This is a genomic window from Klebsiella sp. YJ, from assembly GCF_002108615.1.
GTDB classification, from domain to species: Bacteria; Pseudomonadota; Gammaproteobacteria; order Enterobacterales; family Enterobacteriaceae; genus Klebsiella; species Klebsiella planticola.
Genome location: NZ_MTEG01000001.1, coordinates 1 through 12,995 on the forward strand (window position 1 = coordinate 1; position 12,995 = coordinate 12,995).

Below are 12,995 nucleotides of genomic sequence, written 5' to 3' on the forward strand. Positions count from 1 at the left end.
ACTGATGATCTGTTCGTCGGAAAAACGCTTCTTCATGGGGATGTCCTCATGTGGCTTATGAAGACATTACTAACATCGGGGTGTACTAATCAACGGGGAGCAGGTCAATACTCAATAACCTGATTGCCATTGGGGAGCGGAATGTTGATATCCACCAGCATCATATCGATTTGATTAAGTTCATCGATAAGCTGAATCGCCTTTTTCCCGGTCGACGCCTCATGAATGACAGAGTTCTCCACGCAGCGAGAGACAATCCGCTTGAGCGATTCCGACTCAATATACTCATCTTCGACAATAACAATGTTATACATTCTCACACTCCAGACTCAGCGGGCGCCATCGGGAACCGCAGTTTTACCGTGGTGCCGAGCATCGGCTTATGGGGACTGGCGATCTGCAAACCATAGTTTTCACCAAATAACAGCTGCAGGCGATTGTTGATATTATTAATGCCGATCCCGCCTTTCTGTCGATTCTGGTTGCCAGAGAGAATATGTTCAATATCCTCGGGTGAAATACCATCTCCGTTATCGGCTATCTCGATAATCACATCTTTACCATCATCGGTAGCCCGCAGAATTATGTGACTTTTGGTTTCACGCGGCTCGACAACATAATTAAAAAAGTTCTCCACCAGCGGCTGAAGAATTAAAAAAGGACAAACCGTTTCATTATATTTTTCAGGAATATCGCAAACATAGTCAAAACGCTCATTCATTCTGACTTTTTGAATGGCCATATAGCAATTGACATAATTCATTTCGCGGCCAAGGGTAATCAGACCATTGTTATTTTTGCGCAATAAATAACGCATCATATCGGAAAAGTCATGCACCATCGTTTCCGTACGGCTGGCATCTTCGAGAAACGCCAGCCGACCGATCGTATTCAGCACGTTAAACAAAAAGTGGGGGTTAATCTGGTAAGAAAGCGCCTTAAACTCGGCCTCATGTAATGAACGTTCGATCTCCACGCGTTTACGCAGTTCGCCGGTGAGCTCCTGCTCTTTTTGCCGCAGCTCACGCTGGATGTTGTTGGCATGGGCCTGCTCGACCAGATATGAGGCAACGTGCAGCAGCGTGTAGGCCGTCGATTCAAAGCGGTCGTAGGGCATGCGCGGCGTATTTTCATGCAGGTTAATCAGCCAGGGATTTTCTTGCCACAGATGATTATTGTCGAGGATATAGGGAATCGTTTGCTCTTTCTCCGCTTCGACTTTGACCTGTCCCGAAATAAACGCACCGAGGTAATGACCATTAATCATAATGGGTACCGCAAATTCGACAAAACCACAGTAACAGCGATAAACCACCGGCTCGCCGGCGAGCATTGCCGCCCGTCCTCCGGCGCTATCGCTGTCATAGCAGTGGCGGGCAAGGGTGGCATTCATTCTTGATCGGGCGCAAAAATCAGAAAAACCGCTCGCCTGGGTGACCGGAATACCGTCCTGATCGACCACCACCAGCGCAATCATCATCGATTGACTAAAATTGTCCTGCAGCGTTTGCAACCGGTCAACATCAAGAAATTCGTGTAATTTGTATTTATTTTTCATGATATCCACCACGTCAGGTCAAATGCTGCTAAACCATACCCTATTTAGGGTTTTAAAATAATGAAACCGCTCACAAACAAAAAATGAGTTGTATGAGAAATGTTAATGTGGTGATTATATTGCTTCTGTTTTTATTATATTAATTAACATTCCTTGGCGAGCGATAATATAACCCGGGCATAACCAAGGGCAAATAAACAGAGGTGCTCGCTAACCGACTCCTGTTCAAACGATTAAATTAAACAGCGCTATGAAATTGTTCTTTGGCCAATATCCGTTATCGATGGCTGTAAAAGCCCACGCCGTGGCGTGGACTTTTACAGGATGACCGCTCGGGAAGATCCGTCAGGGAAGTCTATCCTTTGCCAAAATTGGCCTGAATACGCTGCTGCAGATAGGCCTCCGCGGTAATCGGCGGGTATTTCGCCTGCGGCCCGAGGATCTCGACATCCTTATTGGCCTGACAGAAAAATGCCAGGCTATAGCGCGGTCCCTGATACTCATGGGCAAGCGGGCTTCTCACCCGGTGGAAGTTAGAGGGTAGCTGGTCGTCGCTCCAGCGCATCAGCATATCGCCGATATTGCAGGTGATCACCTCCTCGCGCGGCTCAATGCTGGTCCACTGCTGGCTCTCGCGGTCCTTACCCGGACACACCTGCAGCCCGCCCTGCCCCGGGCGCTGGAATAACAGCGTCAGACAGTCAAAATCCGTATGGGCGCCGGCGCGCCACATCCCCTGCTGCGCCTGGTCGCTGGCGTAGTAGTGCAGCATGCGCAATGTGCTCTGGTAGGTTTCACGATCCGGATCGTGAGCGGTGGTAAAAAACGACTCCGCAAACCCCAGCTTTAAGGCAAAGCAGGACAGCAGCTTCATCCCCAGTTGCCAGCACCGCGATTCAAACTCCAGCATCGTCTTTTTGAACGCCGGCAGCTGCTGGTCGCTGGGCCATAGCCCCGCCATCAGCGGACGGGTGATCTGGTACGACTCTTTTTGATCCGGCGTCTTCGTCGACGGCCGGACCTGCGCCTTGCTTTCCCACCCGGCATTGCGGGCCAACGGATACTGCCCCTTCACCTCATCGGGCAGGGCGAAAAACGCCTCGGTCATGCTGAACGCCTGGCGGATATCCGCCAGCGGAATACCGTGGTGGCTAACCTGGAAGAAGCCAATCTCCACTGCCGCCTCCCATAGCTGATCGGCAATCTCACTTTTCCTTTCCTCAAAATTTGCGAGATCGATGCAGCGGACTTCGCGGGTAAACGTCTCTTCCCCCGGCGCGCCCATCAGCGCTTCTTTCTCCAGTTCCTGTAATGCATAGCCCTGATTCTGAATGGATTGCGTCATTATGATTGTCCTGTATTGGGTTTAAACAGCCGCACGCTGTTGTAGGGTTCGTACCGCCGCCAGCGCGTCGCGGCGCATGGCCTCAAGATCCAGACCGGGAATCACATCTTCCTCAACGATCGGCCGCCCATTGAGCAGCAACGCTTTCAGCGAGGCCCGACCGCCGCAGGCCACCGGGCCAATCGCGATATCGTGCAGCCCGAAGTAGCGCGGATCGTCGAGGCGATAAATCGCTAAATCCGCCTGCATCCCGACGCTGATAGCGCCGCACTGCGGCAAGCCGAGGATGCGCGCGCCGCCTGCGCTTCCCCAGCGCACCACATCCTCGACCGTGGCGGCGTCGGCGCCGCCCTCAAAGGTGCCGCCGGCGTAGCGCGGCTGCGCCTGCATGCCTTTACGCGCCCGCTGCAGCAACCACGCGGCGTGAGCCTCGCTTTGCATATCCGCCGCTTCATTGGAGGCGGCGCCGTCCACTCCCAGCGATACCGGCACCCCGGCCTTTTCCAGCGCCAGCAGATCGGCAATCCCGCTTCCCAGCCGCCCGTTGCTTTGCGGGCAATGGGCGATGCCGGTGCCGGTTTGCCCAAGCAGCGCGATCTCTTCCGGCAGCAGCTTCACCAGATGCGCAAACCACACGTCATTCCCCAGCCAGTCATGCTCGGCGCAGAACTGAACCGGCGTCATGGCAAACTTCTCCCGCGCGGCATCCAGATAATCCACGGTTTCCGACAGATGGCTGTGCAGCCGAATGCCCAGGTGACGAGCCAGTTTGGCCATCTCCCGCAGCTGGGCGCCCGGCGCCGAATGCAGCACGGTGGTGGGCGCCATCACCACCCGCCGCAGGGAGCCGGCGCCAGGGTGGTGATAGCGTTTGACCAACCGTTCAATATCCGCCATATAACCATCGAAGGTTTCGGGACGCAGCGCGACCGGCAGATCCTGCTCAACGGCCCGCCCCTGGGTAGCGCCTCCGCGACACAGAACAATGCGCATGCCCAGCGCCTCGCCCTCGCTAAACACAATCTCCGAGGTATCGAAGGGCATATCGGGCCAGTATAAATAGTTGTGATCCGCGACGGTAGCGCAGCCCGATCGCAGCAGCTCCACCAGCCCGATGCGCACCGCCAGACGAAAAGTGTGCTCATCGAACGCGGCGCGAAAACGGTATGGCGTGGCGCTCAGCCATGCCGTCAGGCTCTGATTCAGCCCCTGAGGTTCCCCCTTTAACAGCGACTGAAAAAGATGGTGATGCGTATTCACCCATGCCGGATAGACCACGCAGTCCCGGGCATCGATCTGCCGCTCCTCCGGCAGCGCCGCCAGCGAACCAATGGCGGCGATAACGCCATCGCGGATACGGATATCCGGCCCGGCCAGCCGCGCAGCGTCCCCCGGGAGACCGCTGAGGATGGCATGCGCGTTTTTAATCAATAATGACATGGCGTCGCTCCTCAGGGTTTAACCTGCATAGCCTGCACAAACTCGGTGGTATAGGCCTGCTTCCAGTCGGTCGCGGCATCCAGCAGATTAGCGCTAACCATAAAATCACGGGTCTTCCGCCAGCGCGTTTCCGTCATCGTTCCCCAGCCCTCGGTAGCGGCGTCGCCGCCATCAATCAGGTGATGCTGGCGGATTTGCGTGACGGCCCAGGCCAGCAGATCGTCGGTCATTTTGGGGTTATCTTTTTTAATCAACGCATTTCCCGGGGCCGGATTGTTCAGGTAGCTCACCCAGCCTTCCATCGACGCGCGGACAAACTTCGCCATCGCCGCTTTGCGATCGGCGATGGTTTCCGGGCGGGCAATCATAATGCCGCCGTAGGGGGGATAGCCGTGTTCGGAAAACAGGAAGAAGTTCGCTTTCACCCCCGCCTTTTGCACCTGGAAAACCTCGGAGCTGACGTAGGCCTGCTGGGCGACGTTGTTATCCGCGACAAAAGGTTGAATATTGAAGGTGTAGGGTCGGGCCTGGGCATCATTCAGTTGATAGTGCCCCTTCAGCCACGGCCACCACGTCGCCTGGCCGGAGCTGGAGACCAGAATGGTTTTCCCTTTCAGCCCCTCCAGCGAGCTAACATCGGCGTGGGTCAGCAGCCCCTGGGGATCATACTGAAAGGGGGCGGCAATGGCTTTGGCCTGGAATCCCCGCTGAATGCCTTCCAGCAGCTGCAGATCGTAGCCGATAATGACGTCAGCCCGTTTTGATAGCAGCAGCTGCATGCCGTTAACCTGGGGGCCGCCGGAGCGAATGTCGACGTCCAGACCATATTTTTTGTAGATCCCCGTTGCCTGGGCCTGATAATAGCCGCCCTGCTCCGCCTGGGCGTACCAGGAGGTCAGCAGAACAATTTTATCCTCGGCCTGAACGGCCAGAGACAGACCGCTCAGGGCAACCAGGCCCAGCACACGGTAGCCCCAGGGAATGCGTGAACGTATTTTCATTGCCCCTCTCCTCATAACGCCGGGAAAGAGGACGAGCGGACAACGGCTCAGCCTCCCACCCCGGTCAACATTGAACCGCGAAATGGTTACTGAGCAATGTCCCGTACGGATAAACCGCACTGACCGCTTATACTCATGTTCAGTTATACAAAAACTGTGCCAGGGGCGATCGGCATACCTCATCCCCGGCGCCCCGCCAGAATCGCGCGTCGTCGGCGACGCCCTCTCATGCAACCTTTGATTCACTAACACACAAAACGCACCATAATGGTGCGCTCGTGGAATGTTTTAGTGCCTGCGGGTCAAATCTGGCTGAAGAGGATTTCCAGCTGCTTGAGCATCATGGAGGCGGCAAGCGACAGCTGCCGGGCGGGGGAGACGCACAGCGCCAGGGTGAAGGGTTTAAGCTGCGGATCGGTCAACGGAATAAACGCCAGCTGACCGGACTGAATCTCATCCAGAATATCCAGGCGACACAAAATACCGATGCCCATCTGCTCTTTGATCAGGGTTCTTATCATGTGAATGTTATTAGAAACAGCCACTTCCCTAACCTCATTGCCGCTGATATTCACCAGCGCCTCCACCGGCTCGCCGATCATCAGCGGCGCGGAAGGAATGATAAACGGGTACTCGATGCACTGATTAAACCGCACGGCGCTACGGCTTTCCAGCGGGTGGCCCTTAGGCACCACGATCCCGAGATTCATTTCGGCAAAGGCCCGGACCTGCAGTTCACGGGAACTTTGGGGGTTGAGCATGATACCAAAATCCGCCTCGCCCGAGATCAGCGCCTGCTGGATGTTGATATTGTTCATGGTGGTTAATGTAAAAGAAATGTTGGGATAATGGTTATGCACCTCCTTCAGCATCGCCGAAAAGAAATGCCGGTTAATGGCATCGATAGTGGCGATGCGCACATGCCCGCGCCGCAGCCCGCGCAGGTCATCCAGCTGCTCGCACACCCGGGTAAAGTCCTTTTTCCAGTTATTTGCCGCATGCAGCAGCAGCTCCCCGGCGGCCGTCAGGCGCAGCCCCGTAGGATGGCGCTCGAATAGCGGCATCGCCAGCTCATTTTCGACGCGCAAAATCTGACGATCGATGGAAGACGCCGAGACGTGCAGCGACTCTGACGCTTTACGAAACGACCCCTGGCGGGCCACTTCGGTGAAATACAGCAGAAAACGGGAGAATGCAAACATGGTCTGGGTGCTCTCTTTTTTGCAACGGGTTGTGCGAATCAAAGCTCTGGACGCAACAGTTTTATCACAATACCGTAGCATTCATAGCGGAGAAACAATCGTTTCACCAATTAACTCGCATACCGGACAGCCTACGGCGCAGGGCGTTTTCTCCCTTCGCTGACTCAGGCCGCCCTGCTGACAGCTTAATATGGGAGGGCAAAGGTTAATGAAAGACGGCGATCTGATTCCTGTATCGGTCAAGGAAATAAGCCCAAACGGGCTGGGTAATCTGTCATTAAAATTCATTCCCGAAGACGGAAAAATATTCCCCGGCTATTCTGCGGGTGCCCATATCGATATTATGATTCCCGGCATCGGCCCACGGCAGTATTCCCTCTGCGGGATGCCTGACCAGCGGCAAAGTTATGAAATTTGCGTCAAGCTGGGCGCGGTTTCCTCCGGCGGCTCCCGCTATCTGCACCATGAGCTTAAACCCGGCGACCGACTCTCCATCTCCCGCCCGCGCAACCATTTTCCGCTGCCGGCGGCCAGGCGCTACCTGCTGCTGGCCGGCGGTATCGGCATGACCCCGCTGCTGGCAATGGCGGAAGAGATAGCACGGCAACAGCTTGATTTTGAAATTCATTATTATGTCGCCACCGCGCGGCACGTGGCCTTTGCCGCGCGGCTGGAGCAGCTCTCTGCGGCGGGAAATGTCGTTATCCATTGCAGCGACGAGGGCGACTCTTTGCGCCGGGAGATCCCCGCCTGTTTAACCGCGGCGGAAATCGATACTGCGGTGATTGCCTGCGGCCCGGACGGCTTTATTCAGCGGCTACAGGATACGATGCCAATATATGGCTGGCAGGCCGCGCAATTCTTTTTTGAGCGCTTTACTCCGGTCGAGCGGAATAATGAAGCGGAGAATAACAGTTTTTATATTGAGCTGGCATCAAGCGGCCAGCGCCTGCAGGTTGCGCCGGAACAAACCATCGCCGAGGTATTATTGCACGCCAGAGTCGAGGTTATGCTCTCCTGCGAACAGGGGATCTGCGGCTCCTGCATTACCGACGTTATCGACGGCATTCCTGAACACCGGGACTGCGTCCTGACGGCGGAAGAAAAAGCCAGCAATAGTCAGATTACCCTGTGCTGTTCGCGGGCGAAAACGCCGGTTCTGGTTCTCGACCTGTGAGGAGAGCGACGATGCACATTCCCTCCCCCCACATGCCGCTTGCTGGCGTCAGCAACGCCCGCCTTCCGGCATGGGCGCTGCCTGCGGATTGGCCGACGCAGCATAACGGTACGCCGCTGAGCGCGGACCTGACCTTTGCCGACGGGCGAATCGCGACGATAGCGCCCTCCGGCCAACCGAATCACGGCTTATGGGATCTCGGCGGAGCGCTGGCGCTGCCCGGCCTTGTCGAACCCCACGCCCATCTGGATAAGACCTATACCCTTGAACGCTGCCGTCCGTCGGAACCCGGTCTGCTGGCCGCCATTCGCGCCATGCATGAGGATCGCCGGCACTGGACCGCGCAGGATCTCCAGCGCCGCGCGTCCGCCGCGCTGGCGCGGGCGGCGGCCAATGGCGTCACGCATTTGCGCACCCATATTGACTGGTTCACCGCCGACGCGCCTGACGCCTGGCGGGAGATCGCCCGCCTGGCGCATCCCGGCGTCAGCCTGGAGCGGGTGGCGCTGGTGCCGCTGGGACTGTTTGCCGACCCGGCCGCCGCGGAGGCCATTGCGCAGGCGGTAGCCGAAGGCGGCGAGGGCTGTTTACTCGGCGGGTTTGTCCACTCCTCCAACTGGGATCCCGCGGCCATGGAAAACCTGCTGCGCAGCGCGGCCCGCTGGCGGCTGGATCTGGATCTGCATATCGATGAGGAGCTCAACGACCATCCCCGGGGGCTGGCCTGGCTGGCGGAGTCCCTCTCCCGCCATGCTTTTCCTGGACACATTTGCTGCAGCCACGGCTGCGCCCTCGCCAGCGGCAGCGAGGAGCAGGCGGAGAAGATCCTGCGCCAGCTGGCGGCGCACTCCGTCACCCTTATCGCCCTGCCGATGACCAACCTGCTGCTACAGGATGCGGTGACTGGCCGCACGCCGCGCCAGCGGGGGATCACGCTGCTTCAGGAGGCCCGCTCTGCCGGCGTTGCCACCCTGCTCGGCTGCGACAATGTGCAGGACGCTTTCTGCCCGGCGGGGAGCTATGACCCGCTGGATACCCTGGCCTGCGGCCTGTTCAGCGCCCAGCTCAGCGACGTTTTCGACCGGCAGTCGCGGCTGATTTGCGACCGGGCGGCGTTAACCGCTGCGCCGGAGGAGGCTACGCCTTTCGCCGTCGGCAACGCGGCCACGCTGGTGATTTTCCCGGGTAGCGACAGGTTTACCTGGCCTTTAAACAGCGCAGCTCGTCTGGTGGTTAACCGCGGCCGGTTAACCCACCAGCGGGTGTGGCAACAGGAGATGACGTATGAGTCTTGAAGCAGGCGCGGGCGCTCCGCTGGCGCGGTATGCCGCCTGGCGCAGAGCCGGCGATTTTATTTTTCTTTCCGGCATTATCCCGGTCAACCCGCTGAACGGCACCATCGTCAACGGCTTTCAGGATGTGCCGGAGGAGGTGCGGGAGCTGCTGGGGGAAACGGGCGAGTTTTCGACGGATGCGAAACAGGGGCCGATCCTGGCCCAGAGCTGGTACGTGCTGGAAAGCATCCGCCGGACCGTGGAATCCGCGGGTGGGCAGATGAGCGACGTCATCAAACTGGTGCAGTACTTTCGCAATCTTGACCATTTTCCCTATTACAGCCGGGTAAGGAAGCTGTTTTACCCCGGCCAACCGCCGGTTTCGACTGTGGTGCAGGTCAGCGAAATGCTGCCCGACGCCACGGTGCTTATTGAAGTTGAAGCGACGGTCTGGTTACCCCAATAATTCTCGACCCAGAGGCACAGCGATGATCAACGGTTATATTCCTGCAGAGCGCTTTCTCCCTTTTCTGAGCTGGACGGCGATTGCCGACCTGCCGGACAAAAGCAATACGGTTATCGTGCTCCCCACCGGCGCGATTGAGCAACACGGTCCGCATCTGCCCTGTTCCGTGGACAGCGTGATCTCTTCCGGCGTCGCGGGCCATGCCCTCGCCCGGCTGCCGGCGGATATCCCGGCCTACGCCATCCCGCCGATCACCTACGGTAAGTCCGACGAGCATCTGCATTTTCCCGGCACCCTGACCCTGAGCGGCGACACGCTGCTGCACACTCTCCTCGAGATAGCCGAATCCCTGTATCGGGCCGGCTTTCGCAAGCTGCTGATGATCAACGGTCACGGCGGACAGCCGCAGGTCCTGCAGATGGCCTCCCGGGAAATGCGCCTGCGTCACGGCGATATGATCCTCATCCCGCACGACGTGTTCAACGTCCCCAACAGCGAAAAACAGTTTCTCAGCCCTCAGGAACAGAAAATGGCGATGCACGCGGGCCATAGCGAAACGGCGTTGATGCTGGCCCTTGCGCCGGAGTGCGTTCATATGGCGCGCGCCGTCGCCAACTTTCCGCCGCCGTTCCCCTGCCCGACCCTGTCGAAAGGCCGTCCCGCGGCGGCCTGGGCCTCTTACGACTTTGGCCCCAGCGGCGTTATCGGCGACCCGACCCCCGCCACTCTGGAGCAGGGCCAGGGGCTGCTCGAATCCCTGGCCGTCAGCTGGGCGCAGGCGATTAGCGAAATCCACCGCATGGAGTGGGTCGTCCGTCACGAACCAAGCTGGGGAAAACACCACTGGAACGGCTTTGTGCAGTCCACCCCTTCCTCTTCCGTTGCTGAGTAAAAGGAACTCTGATGAAAAATATGCGTACTCCGGCTTACACGATGCTGACCCTTGCGACCATCGCCACCTCCGCATCCTGCCTCGCGGCGGAAAAATTTACTTTCCTCACCAACTGGTATGCCCAGGCGGAACACGGCGGCTTCTATCAGGCCCAGGCCAAAGGGCTGTATAAAAACGCCGGCCTCGACGTCGACATTAAAATGGGCGGCCCGCAGATCAACGTCATGCAGCTGATGGCGGCGGGTCAGGCGGATTGTACCCTCGGCGACAACGGCCAGGCGCTGGAAACCTGGCAGGCGGGCGTGCACGCCGTCACCGTCGCCACCGTTTTTCAGCACTCGCCAACGGTATTTATCACCCATGATAAGGTCGATAACCCGGCACAATTAAAAGATAAAACCTTCCTGCTCGCCACCGAAGCCTATACCTCTTTCTGGCCGTGGGCGAAGAGCGAGCTGGGGCTGGGCAGCACCAAAGTGCGTCCCTATACCTTCAACGTCCAGCCGTTCCTGGCGGACAAAAATCTGGTACAGCAGGGCTACGTGACCTCCGAACCGTTCTCCGTCGCCAAAGGGGGGCAGCCGTTCTACGTCTATCCGCTCAGCGACTGGGGCTACCCTCCCTACGGCAACTCTATTATCTGTATGACCGACACCATCAAGAAACGTCCGGCGGCCGTGGCGGCGTTCGTCAAAGCCTCGATGGAGGGCTGGAAAAGCTATCTTCAGGATCCCGGCGCCGGGAATGCGCTGATTAGCAAAGCGAATCCGCAAATGGGGGCCGAGCAGATCGCCTTCGGTATTGCCCAGATGAAGAAATATCAGCTGGTCACCGGCGGCGACGCCATCACCGACGGCATCGGTATCATCACCCGGCCGCGGCTGAAGAAAACCTGGGACATGCTGGTGAAAAACAAGCTGATCGATGCCAGCAAAGTGCCTTTTGAGCAGACCTATACCCTGGATATGGTCAAAGATGCCGGAGTCATGCCATGAATACCGCTCCTAAACTTACCGTCATGAGCGACAGCCGCTTCGCTCAGGCGCCCGCGACGCCGGCCATCGAAGTGCTCTCGGCAGAGAAGATTTACAGCAACGGCACCCGGGCGCTGCTGCCCGTCAATCTGACCATCAATCAGGGGGAGTTTGTTACTCTGCTCGGCCCCTCCGGCTGCGGTAAGAGCACCCTGTTGAAAATGGTCGCCGGTCTGGTGGAGCCCAGCGACGGCAAGCTGATGCTGTGGCGTCGCGATAGCCGGGAAAAAGCCCAGGTCCCCCTCTCTTTCGTTTTCCAGGAAGCTACGTTGATGCCCTGGAGCAGCGTCCACAGCAACGTCCGGCTGCCTCTGGATCTGGCCGGCGTTCCGCGGGCGGAAGCCAACACCCGGGTGAGCGAAGCCCTGGAACTGGTGGGGCTGGGCAAGTTCGCCAACGTCCTGCCGCGCGAGCTATCCGGCGGCATGCAGATGCGCGTCTCCATCGCCCGTGGCCTGGTGACGCGGCCCAAACTGCTGCTGATGGATGAGCCCTTCGGCGCGTTGGATGAAATTACGCGTAATAAGCTCGATAGCGATCTCCTGCGTCTCTGGCAGGAGCAGAACCTGACGGTGGTGTTCGTCACCCATTCGATCCATGAAGCGGTGTTCCTCTCTCAGCGGGTGATTATGATGGCGGCCCGCCCGGGCCGGGTGGTCGAAGATATCGCCATCAGAGAGCCGTTCCCACGCAGTGAAGAGTTCCGCGTCAGCCCGGCATTTTCCCACTATGCCCGACAGCTGCAGGACAGTCTCTTACAGGCAAGCCAATCCGGTATGGAGTCCTAATATGAAAGCCGCTAAATCGACACCGTGGATTAATCATCCCCGTTTTCTCAAAATTCTCTATCCAACCCTCGTCGCGGTGCTGGTGATTTTGCTGTGGCAGGGGGCGGTCAGCTATTTCCGCATCCCGCAATTTCTGGTGCCTTCCCCCCTCGTGATGGTGGAAAGCCTGTGGACGCATCTGACGCCGCTGCTGCTGTCATTGCTGTTCACGCTGAAGATCACCCTGATCTCATTTCTCCTGTCGATCGTCATCGGCACCGCCATTGCGTTTATCCTGGTGCAGAACCGTTTTGTGGAAACCGCGCTGTTTCCCTACATCGTCTTCCTGCAGGTGACGCCAATTGTCGCCATCGCGCCGCTGATCATTATCTGGGTAAAAGACGCCACCCTCTCACTGGTGGTGTGCTCAACCCTGATGGCGGTCTTCCCGATTATCTCTAATACCACCCAGGGATTGCGTAGCGTATCGCCCGGCCTGCTGAGCTATTTCAGGCTCAACCACGCCAGCCGTTTGCAAACCCTGGTACGACTGCGCATTCCCTCCGCGCTGCCCTATTTCTTCGGCGCCCTGCGTATTTCCAGCGGTCTGTCGCTGATCGGCGCCGTGGTGGCGGAGTTTGTCGCCGGTACCGGCGGCACCAATACCGGCCTCGCCTATCAGATCCTGCAGGCGGGTTACCAGCTGGACATCCCGCTGATGTTTGCCGCTCTGCTGTTAATTTCCCTCGCCGGTATCGCGCTGTTTGGGGTGATGTCCTGGGTGTCGCAGCGGGCGCTCAGCGCATGGCATGAAAGCGAAGCGGTGCAATCTCACTAAC

Annotated in this window: 13 protein-coding genes; 7 read left to right on the plus strand and 6 right to left on the minus strand. The window is 58.1% G+C overall.

Annotated features, from left to right (window positions below):
• Positions 1–104 precede the first annotated feature (104 nt).
• From BV390_RS00005 to BV390_RS00030, 6 genes are all read right to left on the minus strand, one after another.
• A complete protein-coding gene (locus BV390_RS00005) occupies positions 105–314 on the minus strand; it encodes a response regulator transcription factor (RefSeq protein WP_304442468.1) in 210 nt (69 codons plus the stop codon).
• A gap of 2 nt (positions 315–316) precedes the next feature.
• Entirely contained in the window at positions 317–1,558 is a 1,242-nt protein-coding gene (locus BV390_RS00010) for a sensor histidine kinase (protein ID WP_179275581.1), read from the minus strand.
• Positions 1,559–1,913: 355 nt separating this feature from the next.
• Positions 1,914–2,903, minus strand: a complete 990-nt coding sequence (locus BV390_RS00015; RefSeq protein WP_085396338.1) for an isopenicillin N synthase family dioxygenase — start codon at positions 2,901–2,903, stop codon at positions 1,914–1,916.
• A 21-nt stretch (positions 2,904–2,924) separates the two neighbouring features.
• Complete coding sequence (locus tag BV390_RS00020) at positions 2,925–4,343, minus strand: amidohydrolase family protein (RefSeq protein ID WP_064384288.1); 1,419 nt, start codon at positions 4,341–4,343, stop codon at positions 2,925–2,927.
• A gap of 11 nt (positions 4,344–4,354) precedes the next feature.
• Positions 4,355–5,344: an ABC transporter substrate-binding protein gene (locus tag BV390_RS00025; protein WP_085396339.1), complete on the minus strand. Its 990-nt coding sequence runs from the start codon at positions 5,342–5,344 to the stop codon at positions 4,355–4,357.
• Positions 5,345–5,646: 302 nt separating this feature from the next.
• Positions 5,647–6,546: a LysR family transcriptional regulator gene (locus BV390_RS00030; RefSeq protein ID WP_046852235.1), complete on the minus strand. Its 900-nt coding sequence runs from the start codon at positions 6,544–6,546 to the stop codon at positions 5,647–5,649.
• A gap of 208 nt (positions 6,547–6,754) precedes the next feature.
• On the opposite strand from BV390_RS00030, the gene BV390_RS00040 reads away from it, so the two are divergent.
• From BV390_RS00040 to BV390_RS00070, 7 genes are read left to right on the plus strand one after another with little or no spacing between them, the layout of a single operon-like run.
• Complete coding sequence (locus BV390_RS00040; protein ID WP_032687069.1) at positions 6,755–7,723, plus strand: PDR/VanB family oxidoreductase; 969 nt, start codon at positions 6,755–6,757, stop codon at positions 7,721–7,723.
• An 11-nt stretch (positions 7,724–7,734) separates the two neighbouring features.
• Positions 7,735–9,018 carry an amidohydrolase family protein gene (locus BV390_RS00045; RefSeq protein WP_032687068.1) on the plus strand — a complete coding sequence of 428 codons (1,284 nt, stop codon included), beginning with the start codon at positions 7,735–7,737 and terminating at the stop codon, positions 9,016–9,018.
• Positions 9,008–9,463: a RidA family protein gene (locus tag BV390_RS00050; RefSeq protein WP_032687067.1), complete on the plus strand. Its 456-nt coding sequence runs from the start codon at positions 9,008–9,010 to the stop codon at positions 9,461–9,463. Before BV390_RS00045 ends, BV390_RS00050 begins: the two co-directional genes overlap by 11 nt.
• Positions 9,464–9,485: 22 nt before the next feature.
• A complete protein-coding gene (locus tag BV390_RS00055) occupies positions 9,486–10,355 on the plus strand; it encodes a creatininase family protein (protein WP_032695233.1) in 870 nt (289 codons plus the stop codon).
• Between the two features lie 11 nt (positions 10,356–10,366).
• Entirely contained in the window at positions 10,367–11,350 is a 984-nt protein-coding gene (locus tag BV390_RS00060) for an ABC transporter substrate-binding protein (RefSeq protein WP_032699425.1), read from the plus strand.
• A complete protein-coding gene (locus tag BV390_RS00065; RefSeq protein WP_032687064.1) occupies positions 11,347–12,177 on the plus strand; it encodes an ABC transporter ATP-binding protein in 831 nt (276 codons plus the stop codon). The genes BV390_RS00060 and BV390_RS00065 overlap by 4 nt, the downstream gene beginning before the upstream one ends.
• 1 nt (position 12,178) lies before the next feature.
• Positions 12,179–12,994 carry an ABC transporter permease gene (locus BV390_RS00070; RefSeq protein ID WP_032699424.1) on the plus strand — a complete coding sequence of 272 codons (816 nt, stop codon included), beginning with the start codon at positions 12,179–12,181 and terminating at the stop codon, positions 12,992–12,994.
• The last annotated feature ends 1 nt before the right edge of the window (position 12,995 follow it).

Coding starts and splice junctions, on each gene's coding strand:
- BV390_RS00005 (WP_304442468.1), bottom strand. CDS start 314: ATGTATAACATTGTTATTGTCGAAGATGAGTATATTGAGTCGGAATCG.
- BV390_RS00010 (WP_179275581.1), bottom strand. CDS start 1,558: ATGAAAAATAAATACAAATTACACGAATTTCTTGATGTTGACCGGTTG.
- BV390_RS00015 (WP_085396338.1), bottom strand. CDS start 2,903: ATGACGCAATCCATTCAGAATCAGGGCTATGCATTACAGGAACTGGAG.
- BV390_RS00020 (WP_064384288.1), bottom strand. CDS start 4,343: ATGTCATTATTGATTAAAAACGCGCATGCCATCCTCAGCGGTCTCCCG.
- BV390_RS00025 (WP_085396339.1), bottom strand. CDS start 5,344: ATGAAAATACGTTCACGCATTCCCTGGGGCTACCGTGTGCTGGGCCTG.
- BV390_RS00030 (WP_046852235.1), bottom strand. CDS start 6,546: ATGTTTGCATTCTCCCGTTTTCTGCTGTATTTCACCGAAGTGGCCCGC.
- BV390_RS00040 (WP_032687069.1), top strand. CDS start 6,755: ATGAAAGACGGCGATCTGATTCCTGTATCGGTCAAGGAAATAAGCCCA.
- BV390_RS00045 (WP_032687068.1), top strand. CDS start 7,735: ATGCACATTCCCTCCCCCCACATGCCGCTTGCTGGCGTCAGCAACGCC.
- BV390_RS00050 (WP_032687067.1), top strand. CDS start 9,008: ATGAGTCTTGAAGCAGGCGCGGGCGCTCCGCTGGCGCGGTATGCCGCC.
- BV390_RS00055 (WP_032695233.1), top strand. CDS start 9,486: ATGATCAACGGTTATATTCCTGCAGAGCGCTTTCTCCCTTTTCTGAGC.
- BV390_RS00060 (WP_032699425.1), top strand. CDS start 10,367: ATGAAAAATATGCGTACTCCGGCTTACACGATGCTGACCCTTGCGACC.
- BV390_RS00065 (WP_032687064.1), top strand. CDS start 11,347: ATGAATACCGCTCCTAAACTTACCGTCATGAGCGACAGCCGCTTCGCT.
- BV390_RS00070 (WP_032699424.1), top strand. CDS start 12,179: ATGAAAGCCGCTAAATCGACACCGTGGATTAATCATCCCCGTTTTCTC.